General features: G+C 60.5%; 20 protein-coding genes. 4 read left to right on the top strand and 16 right to left on the bottom strand.

Features of this window, described 5'->3' with window-relative positions; genetic code table 11:
* Positions 1-196: 196 nt before the first annotated feature.
* From ACTJLA_RS12385 to ACTJLA_RS12365, 5 genes are all read right to left on the bottom strand, one after another.
* Complete coding sequence (locus ACTJLA_RS12385; RefSeq protein WP_054897297.1) at positions 197-490, bottom strand: hypothetical protein; 294 nt, start codon at positions 488-490, stop codon at positions 197-199.
* Between the two features lie 318 nt (positions 491-808).
* Entirely contained in the window at positions 809-1420 is a 612-nt protein-coding gene (locus tag ACTJLA_RS12380) for a LysE family transporter (RefSeq protein WP_054897296.1), read from the bottom strand.
* Between the two features lie 276 nt (positions 1421-1696).
* On the bottom strand, positions 1697-2179 hold the full coding sequence (locus tag ACTJLA_RS12375) for an arsenate reductase ArsC (RefSeq protein ID WP_089041762.1): 483 nt from the start codon (positions 2177-2179) through the stop codon (positions 1697-1699).
* Positions 2180-2190: 11 nt separating this feature from the next.
* On the bottom strand, positions 2191-3474 hold the full coding sequence (locus tag ACTJLA_RS12370; protein WP_089041761.1) for an arsenic transporter: 1284 nt from the start codon (positions 3472-3474) through the stop codon (positions 2191-2193).
* A gap of 19 nt (positions 3475-3493) precedes the next feature.
* Complete coding sequence (locus ACTJLA_RS12365; protein ID WP_034127507.1) at positions 3494-3850, bottom strand: metalloregulator ArsR/SmtB family transcription factor; 357 nt, start codon at positions 3848-3850, stop codon at positions 3494-3496.
* 177 nt (positions 3851-4027) lie between these two features.
* Here ACTJLA_RS12365 and ACTJLA_RS12360 point away from each other — a divergent pair, with 177 nt between their 5' ends.
* From ACTJLA_RS12360 to ACTJLA_RS12345, 4 genes are all read left to right on the top strand, one after another.
* Positions 4028-4243, top strand: coding sequence for a hypothetical protein (locus ACTJLA_RS12360; protein ID WP_003191339.1), 216 nt, complete (start codon positions 4028-4030; stop codon positions 4241-4243).
* Between the two features lie 71 nt (positions 4244-4314).
* Entirely contained in the window at positions 4315-5010 is a 696-nt protein-coding gene (locus tag ACTJLA_RS12355) for an AzlC family ABC transporter permease (protein ID WP_054897293.1), read from the top strand.
* Positions 5007-5318: an AzlD domain-containing protein gene (locus tag ACTJLA_RS12350; RefSeq protein ID WP_014718527.1), complete on the top strand. Its 312-nt coding sequence runs from the start codon at positions 5007-5009 to the stop codon at positions 5316-5318. Before ACTJLA_RS12355 ends, ACTJLA_RS12350 begins: the two co-directional genes overlap by 4 nt.
* 173 nt (positions 5319-5491) lie before the next feature.
* Positions 5492-5845, top strand: a complete 354-nt coding sequence (locus tag ACTJLA_RS12345) for a hypothetical protein (RefSeq protein WP_054897292.1) — start codon at positions 5492-5494, stop codon at positions 5843-5845.
* Between the two features lie 148 nt (positions 5846-5993).
* On the opposite strand, the gene ACTJLA_RS12340 is transcribed toward ACTJLA_RS12345, so the two are convergent.
* From ACTJLA_RS12340 to ACTJLA_RS12290, 11 genes are all read right to left on the bottom strand, one after another.
* Positions 5994-6698, bottom strand: coding sequence for a YoaK family protein (locus ACTJLA_RS12340; RefSeq protein WP_057975835.1), 705 nt, complete (start codon positions 6696-6698; stop codon positions 5994-5996).
* A gap of 69 nt (positions 6699-6767) precedes the next feature.
* Positions 6768-8402 (bottom strand): ABC-F family ATP-binding cassette domain-containing protein, encoded by a 1635-nt coding sequence (locus ACTJLA_RS12335; RefSeq protein WP_054897336.1) that lies wholly within the window; start codon positions 8400-8402, stop codon positions 6768-6770.
* Positions 8403-8525: 123 nt separating this feature from the next.
* Entirely contained in the window at positions 8526-9575 is a 1050-nt protein-coding gene (locus ACTJLA_RS12330) for a DNA topoisomerase IB (RefSeq protein ID WP_314543408.1), read from the bottom strand.
* Between the two features lie 74 nt (positions 9576-9649).
* Positions 9650-10729, bottom strand: a complete 1080-nt coding sequence (gene modC, locus ACTJLA_RS12325; RefSeq protein WP_103299632.1) for a molybdenum ABC transporter ATP-binding protein — start codon at positions 10727-10729, stop codon at positions 9650-9652.
* A 5-nt stretch (positions 10730-10734) separates the two neighbouring features.
* Positions 10735-11415 carry a molybdate ABC transporter permease subunit gene (gene modB, locus ACTJLA_RS12320; protein ID WP_060764759.1) on the bottom strand — a complete coding sequence of 227 codons (681 nt, stop codon included), beginning with the start codon at positions 11413-11415 and terminating at the stop codon, positions 10735-10737.
* Positions 11416-12168 (bottom strand): molybdate ABC transporter substrate-binding protein, encoded by a 753-nt coding sequence (gene modA / locus ACTJLA_RS12315; protein ID WP_181124292.1) that lies wholly within the window; start codon positions 12166-12168, stop codon positions 11416-11418. It abuts the gene before it with no gap.
* A gap of 112 nt (positions 12169-12280) precedes the next feature.
* Positions 12281-13345, bottom strand: a complete 1065-nt coding sequence (locus ACTJLA_RS12310; protein ID WP_181124294.1) for an NAD(P)H-dependent flavin oxidoreductase — start codon at positions 13343-13345, stop codon at positions 12281-12283.
* A 71-nt stretch (positions 13346-13416) separates the two neighbouring features.
* Positions 13417-14490 (bottom strand): bifunctional DNA-binding transcriptional regulator/O6-methylguanine-DNA methyltransferase Ada, encoded by a 1074-nt coding sequence (gene ada / locus ACTJLA_RS12305; protein WP_089041758.1) that lies wholly within the window; start codon positions 14488-14490, stop codon positions 13417-13419.
* A 75-nt stretch (positions 14491-14565) separates the two neighbouring features.
* On the bottom strand, positions 14566-15231 hold the full coding sequence (alkB, locus tag ACTJLA_RS12300; protein ID WP_197900224.1) for a DNA oxidative demethylase AlkB: 666 nt from the start codon (positions 15229-15231) through the stop codon (positions 14566-14568).
* A gap of 3 nt (positions 15232-15234) precedes the next feature.
* On the bottom strand, positions 15235-15402 hold the full coding sequence (locus tag ACTJLA_RS12295; protein WP_197900225.1) for a hypothetical protein: 168 nt from the start codon (positions 15400-15402) through the stop codon (positions 15235-15237).
* Positions 15403-15428: 26 nt separating this feature from the next.
* Positions 15429-15731: a DUF1883 domain-containing protein gene (locus tag ACTJLA_RS12290; RefSeq protein ID WP_003191319.1), complete on the bottom strand. Its 303-nt coding sequence runs from the start codon at positions 15729-15731 to the stop codon at positions 15429-15431.
* Positions 15732-15870: the final 139 nt, after the last annotated feature.

The raw sequence follows: 15870 nt of genomic DNA, 5'->3' as shown, positions 1-15870 counted from the left end.
TCTACTTACCTGCAGACAGGCGAGCGAAAGCATGCCGAGCCGCGGACTTCGCGATCGGTTCAAATAAAGTATTCAAATAACTTCTGAAGGGCCCGCTAACAGCAAGTTAGTTAACTAGCGTGCAGCAGGCTACTACTGGACGTGTTCATAAAGAACTCCAGGGTCATCAATAAGAAAGTTGCTGTTTCCAGCGAGGTCAGGCGGCGTGAGTACTCAGGTAGAAACCGAGCATCAAGCGCGCTTGCGCCAGGCAGGAAACCTGGGGTCTCTGCGGGTCTTGAGGGTCGGCATGATCCCAGTGCTGCACCAGGTGGCCGCTTTCAGGGCAGATACGCCAGTGCGCCAGCGGCGGGGCTGGGCGCACTTGAGGGGAGGGTGTGACAAAGATCGAGCGGCTTGGCGAAAAGCCCGCCGGCGCTCGGCACAGCTTGGCGCGCAGGGCTGCGACCAGTGTGCGCGTATCAGGCAAAACAAGGAGTTGGAAGGTCATAACACACCTCGGGACCGGACGGGCGACCGGTGAGGCAGTTACGGTGGAGCATCAAGCTCTAGCGCAGCTTACCGGACCTGGAACGCGAGTCCTGTCATATTCTGGGTTTGGCGCCCGATGCCCGCAAAGGCGGTGCTCGGACAGCGACTAGATACTGTGTCCATTGGCTTCTTTTGTGAGGTTTAAAAAAGGCCCCAGTTGCGGGCACGGGCAATCTACTCAGGGCGTCAGTGAATGTCAACGTATGATTAATTAAATTAACCAGTGTTCAGAGTTTGTTCAGACAAGAGGCGCGCGTAAGTTGTGGGTTGAATAACTTCATACACCTTGCGCGGCGAGGAGTGCCAGATAGATCAATACTAAACCGCAGGCCGCATAACTCACACGCTGCCAAGTCGGTGATGCGTTCTTGCGTAGCAGGTTCACCAAGGCGGCGGTAAGAAAACACGAGAGTACCGACGCCAGCATGAAGCCGGCAAAAAACATCAGGGTCTGTCCGTGACTGGGGGTGGTGCCGACAATCCCCGACAGTGCGCTTCCCAAGGCGCCCCAGTAGACGATGTTTTTCGGATTAGCCAAGGAAATCGCCGCGCCCACCGCCAACGCATTTTTGCCTGAGCTGGCAGGGGCATTGTCCATTGCCGGTAACTGCCAGGCATCAATCAGGCTGCGAATGCCCAGCCAGGCCAGGTACAGCGCGCAGACGATTGTAAGTGGAACCCGCACTGCATCATGCTGGATCAGCAGTGCGATACCGGTGAGGCCAATCACGGCCCAGACGGCGTCGCCCACCAGTGAGCCGAACTGCACCAGCAACGCCGGCGTGAAGCCATGGAGCAAGCCGCGGCGCAGAGTCTCTGCCAGCACGGCGCCGGGGGAAAGGCAAAATACAAAACCGAATACCAGCGCATAGACAAAGATCGACAGCATGCTCAGTTCCTTTCGAGAAAGTGCCAGAGCATACGTCAGTCCGGGAGAGGGATACCACGCCCTCTGTAGGAACGCCCGCGATGGCGGCGCGTCAGCGACTGAATCTTCAACTGAACCACCGCTATCGCAGGCAAGCCAGCTCCCACACTGGCCGTGTATTGCCCACAGGATCAGCGCCCCCTGTAGGAGCGAGCTTGCTCGCGAAAAGCGTCAACGATAACGCGCGTTTCCTGAATGACCGCGGTGCCTATGAGTTTTTCGCGAGCAAGCTTGCTCCTACAAAGTCTGCGGCGTTGAGGCAATGCGGTGGAGTTCAGCCTTCAATTCATCCGGCGATAGACGTGCAAAGGGCAGCGCAAAAAACGCCTCGCAGCGTGCGGTGATAATGTCGAGGGTGGCCTTGAATGCAGCCTCTACTTGCGCCTCGTCACCCTGCACTTCGGAAGGGTCCTCCAGGCCCCAATGCGTCTTCACCGCTGGGCCGAAATATACGGGGCACGCTTCACCGGCTGCTTTATCGCACACGGTGACGACCACATCAGGCGGGCTGTCTTGAAAGGCCTCATTGCCCTTGCTGTACAAACCTTCGATGCTGATGCCCGCCGCCTGCAGCGTGCTCAGGCTACGGGGCAACACCTGGCCCTTGGGAAAACTGCCGGCGCTGATCGCTTCAAAGCCCGGCGGCGCCAGGTGGTTGAACATCGCTTCGGACAAGATGCTGCGGCAGCTGTTGGCGGTACACATGAACAGCACTTTCATTGCAGTCTCCATTAGACGCTCAGGCGCAAGGCGAGGGCGGCGAGGGTGATCAGCAGGACGGGCAGGGTCAGCACGATCCCGACCTTGAAGTAGTAACCCCAGGTGATGGTGATGCCTTTGCGTGCCAGGATATGCAACCACAACAAGGTGGCCAGGCTGCCGATGGGGGTGATTTTCGGGCCCAGGTCGCTGCCGATCACATTGGCGTAGATCATCGCGTCCTTGACCACGCCCACGGCATGGCTGGACTCGATGGACAACGCGCCAATCAGCACGGTCGGCAGGTTATTCATGGCTGATGAGAGCAGCGCGGTCAGCACCCCGGTGCCCATGGCCGCGCCCCACACACCATAGGTGGCGAAGGTATCGAGCCAGGTGGCCAGGTAGTCGGTCAGGCCGGCGTTACGCAGGCCATAGACCACCAGGTACATGCCCAGGGAAAAAATCACGATCTGCCACGGGGCTTCCTTGAGGACCTTGCGCGTGGAAATCTGATGACCTTTGGCAGCAATCACCAGCAGCAGTACCGCACAGAACGCCGAGATCGCACTGATGGGAATGCCCAACGGTTCCAGGGCGAAACAGCCGACCAGCAAAATACCGAGTACCCACCAGCCGGCACGAAAGGTCGCACGGTCATGGATGGCACTGGCGGGGTCTTCCAGGTCGGACGGGTTGTAGGTCTGCGGAATATCCCGGCGGAAAAACCACAGCAGCACCGCGAGCGTGGCGGCGACACTGACCAGGTTCACCGGCACCATCACCGCGGCGTATTCGTTGAAGCCAATCTTGAAATAGTCCGCCGAGACGATATTCACCAGGTTCGACACCACCAGCGGCAGGCTCGCCGTGTCGGCGATAAACCCTGCGCCCATGACGAAGGCCAGGGTCGCCGCCGGGGAAAAGCGCAAGGCCAGCAGCATCGACATCACGATAGGCGTCAGGATCAACGCCGCACCGTCGTTGGCAAACAGCGCCGATACCAGCGCACCCAGCAACACCATATAGGCAAACAACCGCCGGCCGCGGCCACGCCCCCAGCGCGCCACATGCAGCGCCGTCCAGGCGAAGAAACCGGCTTCGTCCAGCAACAGGCTGATGATGATCAGCGCGACGAAGGTGCCGGTGGCGTTCCAGATGATCTGCCACACCGCCGGGATGTCCGCCAGGCTGATCACCCCGCAGGCCAGCGCCAGGATCGCGCCCAGTGTGGCACTCCAGCCGACGCCCAGGCCCTTGGGTTGCCAGATGACCAGCACGATGGTGACGAGGAAAATCGCAATTGCGACAAGCATGAATAAACGCTCCGATGGCTCAGCAGCAGGTGCTGGCCCGTTGTGGTCTGTCGCCCATTGCATTCAGACGCAGTGCGTCATCCTGCAACCATGGCTGGTTGGCTTGCAGAGTGGTGTCCAGCACCTGAGTAACCCAGGCGGGCAGTGCCGGATTGATGCGGTAGTAGATCCATTGCCCTTGACGTCGGTCCACCAGTAGCCCGCAACTGCGCAATTGCGCGAGATGGCGGGAGATTTTTGGCTGGCTGTCGTCCAAGGCATGGATCAACTCACACACGCAAAGTTCGCCCTCGCGCAGGATCAGTAAGGTCACCCGTGCACGGGTGGCATCGGCCAGGCACTTGAACAGGGTGGGAGGAGAGAAGAGGTCTGACATGGTCAAGGACTTTTCAAGTAGAGATATTCGAATATACGTATTTGCATATATATAGGTCAAATCTTGTTTCAATTGATATGGATCAAAACCCTTTGAAAGCGCCACAACTGTTTGAAATTAAAATGAAACACAAATGTCCTAACGTGCCTGCCCATTGCTGATGAAGGAAGACCCCGCGTGACCCGAGCCACCCGCAACCTGCGCAAGACCCTGGATTCCGTCGCGGAAAATAACGAAACCGCGGCCTTTGACCTGATGCGCGCCGTGGAAAAACTCGGCGATGAAGTGCTGCGCCAGCGCCTGCTCAATACCATCCACCGGCTGAACCAGGATGCGTATGAATTGCGCGAAGCCCGGGATTCGGTGGAGCAGGTTTCGGTAAAGCTCGCCTGAGCAAGATCGTTCAAGACAAGCTTTCGTTCGCGCTGGCATGCTTGTCGACTGTCTGTCGATGAGCCGCTTCCATGCCCACTGCATTACCTCATTACGCCTTCACCCGCGGCGCCATCGCCGTCATTCCCTTATCCCTGGCCTGTGCGCCCTGGGGGTTGCTGGCCGGCTCCATGGCCATTGACGCGCAATTTACCCCGCTGCAAGCCCAAGGCTTGTCTGCCATTGTGTTTGCCGGTGCCGCACAACTGGTGGCCATCGGCATGGTCAAGAGCGGTGCCAGCCTGATTTCCATCGTGCTGACCACTTTGCTGCTCACATCCCAGCATCTGCTCTATGGCATGCACATGCGTCCTACGCTGTCTTCGCTCAACACCCGTTGGCGCATGAGCCTGGGGTTCTTGTTGACCGATGAATTCTTTGCCCTGGTCAACCACTACGACCGCGAGACCTTCAACCGCTGGTACGCCCTGGGCGTCGGCCTGACGTTTTACCTGGTCTGGAACCTCTTCACCCTTGCCGGCATTGTGCTGGGCAAAAGCATTCCCGGCCTTGATCAATTGGGGCTGGAGTTCTCGATTGCCGCGACCTTTATCGCCTTGATCACCCCTGTGGTGCGCGACGTGCCCACGGTGGTATGCGTTGCCGTGGCACTGCTGAGCTCGGTCTGGTTGAGTTATCTGCACTGGGAGTCGGCGGTGGTGGTCTCGGGTGTGTTGGGGATGAGCGCGGGGTTTGCCTGTAAACGGCTGGGAGTGGGGCAACGATGATTTACCTGATGATTGTGGCCATGGGCCTGGTGGTGTTCTTCAACCGTTACCTGTTTATCGAGCCGCGCTTGCCAGTACGGCTCAATCGCGGTGCGCGTGAATTTCTGGGCTTCGCCGTGCCGGGCATGCTCACCGCGATCTGCGGGCCGATTATTTTCCTGGCTGACCATCGGCTCAACCTGAGCCCGAGCAACCCTTATCTGCTGGCCGGCATCTGCGCCGTGGCGTTGATGTACTGGACGCGCAGCGTGTTGACCACGGTGCTATTGAGCATGGCGCTGTTCTATCTGTTCCGTTGGTGGTTTTGACACCCGGGCAAAAAAAAAGCCCGCGGGGTGGCGGGCAGAAGGGAGACTTCTAAAAAATGAGCCTGGCCACTATAGGCGGCGTGTTTGCCCTTCACAGTGAAACAAAGTTCATGGGCGCGTCAGTTGGCAGACGCACAGTGGTAGAGTCACGGTTTTTCCAAGGAAGCAATGGCATGCACAAAGTGGTAATGGGCGCATTGATACTGGCGGCACTGACCGGTTGCGCCGGTTCGAAGATGAAGGAAGCGCGCGCAGGCAGCCCCTACAAGACCCTGGCATCAGACAAGGCCACTCTGGTCGTTGCCCAGTGCATCCAGTTCGGCTGGCAGGATGAAAGCGTGTTCGGCGTCGATGCTGGCGGCTTCAAGGAAGCGACCGAGGCGGGTGGTTTTACGGTGTATACCACCGGTGGCGATTACTTTGTCGATGTACTCAGCACCGGCGCGGGTTCTACGGTCAACTACTATGCAGCACAGGACAATATGCCGGCCAAACGTCGCCTGGCAGCACTGGCCACTTGTCTGTAAGTCGGTTGCCTTAGCCATATTCCGAAATGCCTGGCGGGACAGCCGCTGGGCATTGGCCTATGATTCACTTGCTCGTTCGACGTGATGGCTCTTTACCGGTACACGGATGTCGAGGCTTAAACGTCGAACGAGCTCCTCCACCCCAACCTCACCGGGGCATGAAACCCAAGTGCCAGCGTCGCGGAATCAACAGTGTCGCCACCCCCAAGGCCGCAGCCAACGCACCACTGACCCACAATGCGCGCAGGCCCATCTGCTGTTCCAGCAGTGCACCGATCACAGCGCCAATGAACATCCCGCCCCACGGAATCAATTGCACGCGCCAGCCATTGCGGCGCTCCCCCAATAACCAACGGCCGAGCCCGCGACCAAAGCGTGACAGCGCTCCGGTGACGTAGGTCAGCCCCACCGGCAGCCCGTTCACTTCCTCGACGGCCGCGTTGAGCATGCCCATGGCAATGATAGCTGCGAGCAACGCGGGCAAGGTGTCGGTCGATGGCCACAACGCCGCAGCGCAGAGCAAGGCGCCGATGCACAGTAATAAGGGCAACGCATGGCGCTTGCTGAAACGGCTGACCAGCACGCCCAAGGCATTGCCGACCACGAAGGTGGTGACCAGCAATACCAGGCGCCCGGTGAGCCCCAGGTCGCCCGCACTGATGGCCACCGCCAGGCGCGTGGTGTTACCACTCATGAACGAGACGAAATCGCCGCTGGCCATAAAACCGATCGCATCGGTCATGCCCGCCAGCACCGACAGGCAGGCCACCAGCATCAAGCCCACGCGCCCGCGCCAGCGCTGACGACGGGCGAGCGTGGCATTGGTGTAAGGCTTGCGGGACGAAGGCAGCATGGGGCTGGTTTCCTCGGTGAGATTATCCGGCCACTACCGTAGGGCGCTTTGCCTGTCCGCGCAATGACCTCAGACACGCTCCAGTTGCCAGCCGGTGGCGTGCCACGTCAGATGGTGAGTCGGCTCGATCGCCTGCAAGAATGCCTCGTCGTGTGATACGGCCAGCAGCGCGCCGGTAAACCCCTTCAAAGCCTGCTCAAACGCTAGCACTGACTCCAGGTCCAGGTGATTGGTGGGTTCATCCAACAACAGTAATTGCGCCGGTGTATCACGCCACAAGGCCAGGGCCATCGCGGCTTTCAAGCGCTCGCCGCCGCTGAGTTGCCCTGCCGGCTGCGTAACCCGCAGCGCGTCCAGCTGCAAAAACGCCAGACGTGTGCGCAGTTCGGCTTCGGCCAGCGGCGTGTCGAGCAGGTTGAGTTGCTCGACAAGGCTGCGCCGGTCGTCCAGCAGCGCCAGGTGCTGATCAATGTACGCACTGGGCACCGCTACGCTGCACTTGCCACTGACCGCCTGCCAGTGGCCGGCCAGCAGTTTGAGCAAGGTCGATTTGCCGCAACCGTTCGGCCCACGCACGGCAACGCGAGCCGGACCTGTCAGGTTTAGCGTCAGGTAGCTGACGGGCGCCAGGGGATCGAGCCAGGGCAATTGCGCCTGCTCCAGCACCAGTACCTGGCGGCCATTGGGGACCGTCGAGCCTGATAATGCGAGCAGTGTGGGCGTCTCATCCGCCACGCGCTCGTAAGCCTGGCGCACCTGGGCGTCGAGTTGGTTTTTGCACGCATGATGGGCGCTACGCACGCTGCTGACGATCTCCTTTGCTGCGCTTTTCCAGCGCGCCTTGGTAAAACGGTCGACGTTGGCGGTCTCGGCCTGTTTACGTGCGCGTGCGGCATGGCGCTGCAGGTCGTCGTGGTCTTTTTGCAGACGCCGACGCTCACGGCTGCGGGCCAGACGCGCCTGTTCCCACGCAGCAATCGCGGCCTGCTGGTGAGTATCGCGTTGCTGGCGATAGGCGTCGTAGTTGCCGCCGTAGACCTGAATGCCAAGGGGCGAAAGCTCAATGATGCGACCCATGACGTTGAGCAACTGTCGATCATGGCTGACCACCACCAGGCCACCTCGCCAATCGCGCAACACACGCAACAGCCAATCGCGCCCGGCAGCATCAAGGTGGTTACTGGGCTCATCCAGAATCAGCAACTGCGGCGCAGCCAACAACGCCCCGATCAGCGCGACCCTGGCGAGTTGGCCACCGCTGAGTTGATCGGCCGGGGTACTGGCACTGAGGGTCTGCAAACCCGCTGCATCCAGTGCCTGGCGCAGGCGCTCGGCGAGGTCCCAGCGATCGTCGATCAGTTCCAGGTCACCGAGGCGTGCATCGCCCTGGGCCATACGTGCAAGGGCAGCCAAGGCTGCGGCAGTTGCGGTGATATCGGCGATGGTTTGCCCTGGTTGAGCCGTGATGGCCTGGGGCACATAGGCAACGTGGGCCGGTTTTTTCAACGTGCCGGAGGAGGGCAGCAGCACGCCGGCCATCAACTTGGCCAGGATACTTTTGCCCCGTCCATTGCGCCCGACGATACCGGTAGGCGTTTGATCAATGGACAGGTTCACGTCGGCCAGCAAGGTTTCGCCATTGGCGAACTGGAAAGACAGGTGTTGCAGGGAAACAAGAGCGGGCAGCCGTTTGACGTCAGTCATCAGCACCTCCAAAAAAATGTCGAACAGGCCAACAAGCGCGCCAGCGGCTCGTTGCAGATACATTTTGGAAGGCTTAGATGTTCACGTCGGCGGTCATCCCGTGAGTCAGAAGGGAGGCAGAGCCTAACCCACCTTAACTTTGTGCGGCAAGTCTTCGGCCAGTTTTTCCAGGAACATCGCCAGCGCGACTTCTTCGGCTTTCAAGCCTTTGCGCACCCGCGGCTTGGGCAACTTCGACAATTCGCCGAGGCTGAAATGCTCGAGCACCGCCGGGTGGATATAGCACTTGCGGCACACCGCCGGCGTATTGCCCAACTGCCGGGAGACATCCTTGACCATCGCCACCACATGCCGCTTGGCGTCGGATTCGGGCTGCCACGCCAACTCGCGCAACACCGCCAGCGCCATTGCTGTACCAGCCCAGGTGCGGTAGTCCTTGGCGGTAAAGTCTTCGCCGGTCAGGCTGTGCAGGTAGTCGTTGACATCCTGGGAGCTGACGGTATGCCGCTCACCGTCTTCGTCCAGGTACTGGAACAGGTTTTGCCCTGGCAATTCCATGCAACACTTGACCACCCGGGCCAGGCGCCGATCCTTGACGCTGACTTGGTGCTCCACGCCACTCTTGCCACGAAACTGGAACTGGATCTCACTGCCCTTGATGTCCACATGGCGGTTGCGCAAGGTGGTCAGCCCGTAGGATTTGTTTTCACGGGCATATTGGGTATTGCCGACGCGGATCAGCGTGGCGTCCAGCAACATCACCACCGTGGCCAACACCTTTTCGCGGGTAAACCCCGGCTCGGCGATTTGAGCTTCGAGCTGTTTGCGCAATTTGGGCAACGCGGCGCCAAAAGCCTGCAAGCGCGAGTACTTGTCGCTGTCGCGCACCTCGCGCCAGCGTGGGTGGTAACGGTATTGCTTGCGGCCACGGGCGTCGCGGCCGGTGGCTTGCAGGTGGCCGCGAGGGTCGGCACAGATCCACACGTCGGTGTAGGCGGGCGGCACCGCCAAGGCGTTCAGGCGTTTTATTTCGTCCGCGTCGGTAATGCGCTCGCCCTTGGCGTTCAGATACTGGAACTTGCCTCGCACTTTTTTACGGCGGATGCCGGGCTGGGTGTCATCCACATAATGCAGGTCGCGGGGCAGGTCGGCGGGTAGCGAAGAGTCAGGCATGGGGCGGGTTCCTTGGCAACAAATCAGGCCGGTATGTCTGATTGACCGCAGCACCCTGCGGTCGTGCCAAATGGTTAAGCCAGCACCGCCACCGCCTTGATTTGCGCCCACAGTGTCTGGCCCGGATGCAGTTGCAACTGGTCGTGTGAGAAGCGCGTGATGCGTGCCAGCAAGGGCGTGCCGCCGGCGTCGAGGCGCACCAGCACGTGGGCGCTGTTGTCCGCGCCAATAGTCTGGGTGACGGTCACCGGCAAGCGGTTGAGGATGCTGCTGTGTTCCTGGGCCTGCAGGCTCAGGCTTACATCCCGTGCCTGGACCTTGACCCGCAGCGGGCTGCCCACCGCCAGCGGGACATGGGCCACGCGCATCTGCAACGGGCAATCGGGCAACTGCAGAGTGAGCAACTGATAGTGCGCGTCGTAGGCAACGACGCTGCCGGCGATCACCACGCCGGCATCGTCGCCCAGCGCCAAGGGCAGGTCGAGGCGCGCCAGGGTCTCGCCGATCGGGCCGCTGGCCAGGGCCTTGCCGTCGCTGAGCAAGACAATATGGTCGGCCAGTCGCGCCACTTCGTCCTGGGCATGGCTGACGTACAGCACCGGGATATCCAGCTCGTCGTGCAGGCGTTCCAGGTAAGGCAATATCTCGCTTTTGCGCTGGCTGTCCAGGGCCGCCAGTGGTTCATCCATCAACAACAACTTGGGGCTGGTGAGCAAGGCGCGGGCGATGCCGATGCGTTGGCGCTCGCCGCCGGACAAGTGTTGCGGGTGACGCTCAAGCAAGTGCCCGATGCCCAACAGTTCGGTGGCCTGCGCCAAGTCCACGCGCCGTTGCGGGCGCGGAATACGTTTGAGGCCGAACTCCAGATTGGCGCGCACCGACAGGTGCGCAAACAGGCTCGCCTCCTGGAACACATAGCCCAGAGCGCGTTTATGCGGCGGTACAAACATCCCTTTGCTGCTGTCTTGCCAGACCTCGCCGTTGACTTGTACAAAACCGTGTTCGGCGCGTTCCAATCCGGCGATGCAGCGCAGGCACGTGGTCTTGCCGGAGCCAGAATGCCCGTACAGCGCGCTCACGCCACGGCCGGGTAATTGCAGGTCAACATCCAGTGTGAAGGCGCAATACTTCAGGTGCAGGCGTATATCCATCATCGCGATCAGCTCCAGCCCATCTTGGTTTTACGGCTGGAATAGAGCGCCAGCAACACGAGGAAGGCGAACACCACCATGGCCCCGGCCAGCCAATGGGCCTGGGCATATTCCATGGCTTCGACGTGGTCGTAGATCTGCACCGAGACGACACGGGTCTTGTCCGGGATATTGCCGCCGATCATCAGCACCACGCCGAACTCACCGACGGTATGGGCAAAGCCCAGGATCGAGGCGGTGATAAACCCAGGGCGTGCCAGCGGCAGGATCACCGTGAAAAACGTGTCCCACGGGTTGGCGCGCAAGGTCGCGGCCACTTCCAGCGGGCGCGTGCCGATGCTAGAAAACGCATTCTGCAACGGCTGCACCACGAAGGGCATGGAGTAGATCACCGAGCCAATCACCAGCCCGGCGAAACTGAAGGTGAGGGTGCCCAGGCCCAGCCACTGGGTGAACTGGCCGACGTACCCGTTGGGCCCCATGGCCAACAGTAAATAGAAGCCGATGACCGTTGGCGGCAACACCAACGGCAGTGCGACCACTGCGCCGATGGGGCCGCGCCACTTGGAACGGGTGCGCGACAGCCACAGGGCGATCGGTGTGCCGATGATCAATAGGATCAGGGTGGTCAGTGAGGCCAGTTTGAGGGTCAACCAGATCGCAGAAAAATCAGCACTCGTCAGGGGCATTTACAGCTCGTAACCGTAGGATTTGATAACGGCAGCCGCTTTCGGGCCTTTGAGGTAGTCCACCAGAGCCTTGGCGGCGGCGCTGTCCTTGCCCTTATTGAGGATTACGGCGTCCTGTTTGATCGGGTCATGCAGGGAGGCCGGAACAATCCACGCCGAACCGCCGGTGACTTTGCCGTCTTTGTAGATCTGCGACAAGGCCACAAAACCCAGCTCGGCGTTACCGGTGGACACAAACTGATAAGCCTGGGTGATGTTCTGGCCCTCGACGAGCTTGTCCTTGACCTGGTCGCTCAAGCTTTCCCTGGCCAGCAATTGGGTGGCGGCCAGGCCGTAGGGCGCTGTTTTGGGGTTGGCGATGGACAAGTGCTTGAATTGGTTTTTCTTCAGCACATCACCCTTGGCATCCACATAGCCTTCTTTGGCCGACCACAGCGCCAGGGTGCCGACCGCGTAGGTGAAGCGTGAACCCTTGACGGTAGCGCCTTCGCTTTCGAGTTTTTGCGGGGTGGTGTCATCGGCGCTGAGGAACACCTCAAATGGCGCGCCGTTCTTGATCTGAGTGTAGAACTGCCCGGTGGCACCGTAAGCCGCGACCAGTTTATGGCCGGTGTCTTTCTCGAAGTCGGCGGCAATCGCCTGGATCGGGGCGGTGAAGTTGGCGGCCACGGCCACCTGCACTTCATCGGCATGGGCCGTACCCAAGGCAAAGGCGGCAAGCAGGGGGGCCAGGCGCGAAACGCGGGTCATCATGAAGCAACTCCTTGAAGGTGTACGGCAGGTTGTAGGTAAAGAGGCTTACCGCTATGTATGGGAATATATAGCGGTAGGCTATTGCCGGTATAGCACCAAGTTGCTGCGCAGGTCAGTCGCGGGTGAATCTGGCTAGCGCGTGCTCGGCCAATTCGCGGGTCAGGTCATAGGTGGACAGGTCTTTGCCGAGCCTCAGGGCCTGGCCTGCCCACAGGTTACTGAAACCGGCTTCATCCTTGGCCTTGAGCGGCATTAATGCGCCTCCAGCTTTGGGGAACGCCGGCGCCGCTGGATTGATTGCGCCGAGCTCACGCATCACCCGGTTGACGATGCCCCGCGCCGGGCGGCCGGTAAACAGGTTGGTCAGCGCGGTTTCGCTGGCTTGGGCATGGCGCAGCGCATGGTGATGGGAGGCGCTTACCGTAGCTTCGGGTGTGAACAGGTATGCCGTGCCGACCTGCACTGCCGAAGCGCCCAGCGCAAAGGCGGCGACGATGCCGCGCGCATCGCCGATTCCGCCCGCAGCAATCACCGGCACGCTGACCGCGTCGACAATCTGCGGTAGCAGCGCCATCAAGCCGATCTGGCTGTTGAGGTCATCGCTGAGAAACAGGCCACGATGCCCACCAGCTTCGATGCCCATGGCGATAATCGCGTCGCAGCCGTGCTGTTCCAGCCACACGGCTTCCTCGACAGTGGTGGCCGATGACAGCACCTTGGCACCGGTGGCTTTTACCCGGTCCAGCAAAGACTTCTCTGGCAGGCCAAAATGAAAGCTCACCACTTCTGGCCGAAACGCTTCCACTACCTGGCAGGCTGCGTCATTGAACGGCGCGCGGTTGGACACCGGGGTTGGCGCATCGAAGTCGGCGCCCAGCTCATGGTAGTAAGGTTGCAGCAAGGCCTTCCAAGCCTGGTCCCGCGCGTCATCGGCATCGGGCGGTTGATGGCAGAAGAAGTTGATGTTCAGCGGCGCATGACTGGCCTGGCGAATGAGAGCCAAGGCATCGCGCAGTTGCTCCAGGCTCAGCGCCGCCGCAGGCATCGAGCCCAGGGCTCCGGCTTGCTGGGCGGCGATGACCATGGCGGTGGTCGTCGCGCCAGCCATCGGCGCCTGGATGATCGGCACCTCAATGCCCAACAGGTCAAGAATGCGGGTGTATGGCCAGGTGCTCATGGGGTGCTTCTCCAGCGTTAGTAGGGCTTTTCGCTGTTTTAGCAGGGCAATCAGCACCCGGCCAGTCTGTTTTATTCACTGGACGGAAGCGGCGTTTTGTGGGGCTGGGTTTCGCGCTCGAGTAACTGGCGCTTGCGCTCTACGCCCCAGCGGTAGCCCGACAGCTCGCCATTGCTGCGCACCACGCGATGACAGGGAATCGCCACCGCCAGGTGGTTGGCACCGCAAGCCTGGGCCACGGCGCGAAAGGAGGAGGGGGCACCGATACGCTCGGCAATCTGCGCATAGCTGGCGGTGCTGCCCGCAGGGATTTCGCGCAACGCCTGCCACACCCGCTCCTGAAAGGCTGTGCCGCGCAGGTCCAAGGGCAAATCCAGGCCCAAGGCAGGGGCCTCGACAAAGCCGACGACGTGGGCCACCAGTTGTTCGAAACCCTGATCCGCGCCGATCAACTCAGCCTTGGGAAACTGGTCTTGCAGGTCGCGCACCAGTTTGTCCGGATCATCACCCAATAAAATCGCACACACGCCACGTTGGCTTTGCGCCACCAGAATCGCCCCCAGCGAGCACTGGCCAACGGCAAAGCGGATGGTGTTATTGGCGCCGCCGCCTTTGTAGTCTCCAGGTCTCATGCCGAGCACTTGGTCGGCGGCTTCATAAAAGCGGCTATTGGAATTAAAGCCCGCGTCATACAGGGTGTCCGTCACCGAATGCTGGCCCTTGAGGCCGTCGCGCACTCTGCGCGAACGCAGGGCGCTGGCGTAACCCTTGGGGGTCAACCCGGTATTGGCTTTGAATACGCGGTGGAAGTGAAAGGGACTCAGCCCGGCGCATCGGGCCAGCATGTCCAGGCTAGGCGGGGTTTCGGCCTGTTCGATTTGCCGGCAGGCCTCGGCCACCAATTGCCCATGGTGAGCGGCCAACTGGGTCTGGTCGCCGGCAGAGCGTTTACTGGGACGATAACCGGCGGCTTCGGCCTGCGCCGGCGTGTCGAAAAACTCGACATTCTCCGGGCGCGGCAAACGCGAAGCGCTGCTGGGGCGGCAATACACGCCGGTGGTTTTCACGCCGTAGACAAACAAGGCGTCGGCCTTGGCATCACGGGCAATAATGGCAGCCCAGCGCGGATCGTGTTCGTTGTTCATGGCCTGCACTCTTGACGGTTCAGGAGCAGATTAAGCCTGCCGCTCGCAATCGACACTCCGAAGCTTGCGGTCAAATTATCCGGCGGTGCGAAAGGTCAGGTTGATGCGCTGCGGGCCCATGACCGGATGCACGCCGTCCTTGATCGGCATCACGCCATGAAAGCGCAGGCGATCAACGCCGCCCCACACCACCACATCACCATGAAACAGCGAGACCTTTTGGGTTTTGTCGCTGCGCGCATGGCCACCGAACAGGAAAATCGCCGGCAGCCCCAGGGACACCGACACCACGGGCGCGCTGTAGCTGCGCTCGTTCTTATCCTGATGCAGGGACATCTTCGCCCCCGGTACGTAACGGTTGATCAAGCAGGCATCGGGTTGAAAACCGCCAAAGCCGGCCTCGGTAGCCGCAGCCACCGCCAGTTGGCGCAATGTGTCGGGCATGACGGGCCAAGGTTGCTGGCTGCGCGGGTCGAGTGGGCTGTAGCGATAGCCATGGGCGTCGGTGGTCCAGCCCAGCTCGCCGCAACTGCTCAGCGCCGCAGACATGGTAAAGCCGCCGGGGGTGACCATCTGCCGAAACGGTGATTGAGCCAGGACACGCCGCAGTTCAGGCAATAACCGCTCGATCCAGGGCAGGGCATAGCCCCTTAGTACATAGGACTCTTCGCCAATTTGCTCGCGCCCGGCAGGCTGTTGCAGGGCCTCGTCGGCAAACAAATCGGCGGTAGGGCCAGGCATGGCTTACAGCGCCTTGCTCACGTTGATGTCGGTGATTTCGTCGCTGGCATCATGAATTTTTGCCAAGGCTTGCTTGGCTTCTTCGATGCTGTTGTTGTGCAATTGGGCAAATTCAAAGCGGCGTTCGCCGTTGAGCTTGTACTTGATGACGTATTTGGTTGTGGTGGTCACAGCTTTTTTCCTGTCAGGTGTTCAGGTCAGCTCAGCTTGCTGCTGGTACGACGAACGATACGGATCTTGTGGGACAGCGCAGGCTTACGGGTCACGCTGATGGCGCGACGGGTCACCACATCCAGGGTGATGTTCCAGAACCCGGTGCTGGGCGCGGTGATCTTGGCCGGGAATTTATCAAATGCGCCGCCGTGGTAGGTATGGCGGCCGCCATTTTTGAAGCTGCGAAAGTTCGCATCGCTCATCAGGCGAATATTGCAGGTCTGCGAGCATTCGATGACGACAATGTCTCCCTCGTTGAGGTGCTCACGCTGGTGGATGAATTTCATGGGGTGTCTCCAGAAGGGCTTTTTCTGAAAAATCAGAACGATACGTAGGTTAAGATGGAGTTTATCAGCCCCAGCGCGTTTATTATCGGGCCGTCGTCGACGACTTCGACAATTTAAAACAGTTATTTACCGAGTTATC

The sequence above is a fragment of the Pseudomonas sp. 22072 genome (assembly GCF_052046095.1).
Lineage (GTDB): Bacteria > Pseudomonadota > Gammaproteobacteria > Pseudomonadales > Pseudomonadaceae > Aquipseudomonas > Aquipseudomonas paracarnis.
This window is presented reverse-complemented; position numbering and strand designations above follow the sequence as displayed.

What these genes read in the sequence shown, in the direction of transcription:
- ACTJLA_RS12385 (WP_054897297.1), bottom strand. Translation starts at nt 490, where the DNA reads ATGACCTTCCAACTCCTTGTTTTGCCTGATACGCGCACACTGGTCGCA.
- ACTJLA_RS12380 (WP_054897296.1), bottom strand. Translation starts at nt 1,420, where the DNA reads ATGCTGTCGATCTTTGTCTATGCGCTGGTATTCGGTTTTGTATTTTGC.
- ACTJLA_RS12375 (WP_089041762.1), bottom strand. Translation starts at nt 2,179, where the DNA reads ATGAAAGTGCTGTTCATGTGTACCGCCAACAGCTGCCGCAGCATCTTG.
- ACTJLA_RS12370 (WP_089041761.1), bottom strand. Translation starts at nt 3,474, where the DNA reads ATGCTTGTCGCAATTGCGATTTTCCTCGTCACCATCGTGCTGGTCATC.
- ACTJLA_RS12365 (WP_034127507.1), bottom strand. Translation starts at nt 3,850, where the DNA reads ATGTCAGACCTCTTCTCTCCTCCCACCCTGTTCAAGTGCCTGGCCGAT.
- ACTJLA_RS12355 (WP_054897293.1), top strand. Translation starts at nt 4,315, where the DNA reads ATGCCCACTGCATTACCTCATTACGCCTTCACCCGCGGCGCCATCGCC.
- ACTJLA_RS12350 (WP_014718527.1), top strand. Translation starts at nt 5,007, where the DNA reads ATGATTTACCTGATGATTGTGGCCATGGGCCTGGTGGTGTTCTTCAAC.
- ACTJLA_RS12345 (WP_054897292.1), top strand. Translation starts at nt 5,492, where the DNA reads ATGCACAAAGTGGTAATGGGCGCATTGATACTGGCGGCACTGACCGGT.
- ACTJLA_RS12340 (WP_057975835.1), bottom strand. Translation starts at nt 6,698, where the DNA reads ATGCTGCCTTCGTCCCGCAAGCCTTACACCAATGCCACGCTCGCCCGT.
- ACTJLA_RS12335 (WP_054897336.1), bottom strand. Translation starts at nt 8,402, where the DNA reads ATGACTGACGTCAAACGGCTGCCCGCTCTTGTTTCCCTGCAACACCTG.
- ACTJLA_RS12330 (WP_314543408.1), bottom strand. Translation starts at nt 9,575, where the DNA reads ATGCCTGACTCTTCGCTACCCGCCGACCTGCCCCGCGACCTGCATTAT.
- modC (WP_103299632.1), bottom strand. Translation starts at nt 10,729, where the DNA reads ATGATGGATATACGCCTGCACCTGAAGTATTGCGCCTTCACACTGGAT.
- modB (WP_060764759.1), bottom strand. Translation starts at nt 11,415, where the DNA reads ATGCCCCTGACGAGTGCTGATTTTTCTGCGATCTGGTTGACCCTCAAA.
- modA (WP_181124292.1), bottom strand. Translation starts at nt 12,168, where the DNA reads ATGATGACCCGCGTTTCGCGCCTGGCCCCCCTGCTTGCCGCCTTTGCC.
- ACTJLA_RS12310 (WP_181124294.1), bottom strand. Translation starts at nt 13,345, where the DNA reads ATGAGCACCTGGCCATACACCCGCATTCTTGACCTGTTGGGCATTGAG.
- ada (WP_089041758.1), bottom strand. Translation starts at nt 14,490, where the DNA reads ATGAACAACGAACACGATCCGCGCTGGGCTGCCATTATTGCCCGTGAT.
- alkB (WP_197900224.1), bottom strand. Translation starts at nt 15,231, where the DNA reads ATGCCTGGCCCTACCGCCGATTTGTTTGCCGACGAGGCCCTGCAACAG.
- ACTJLA_RS12290 (WP_003191319.1), bottom strand. Translation starts at nt 15,731, where the DNA reads ATGAAATTCATCCACCAGCGTGAGCACCTCAACGAGGGAGACATTGTC.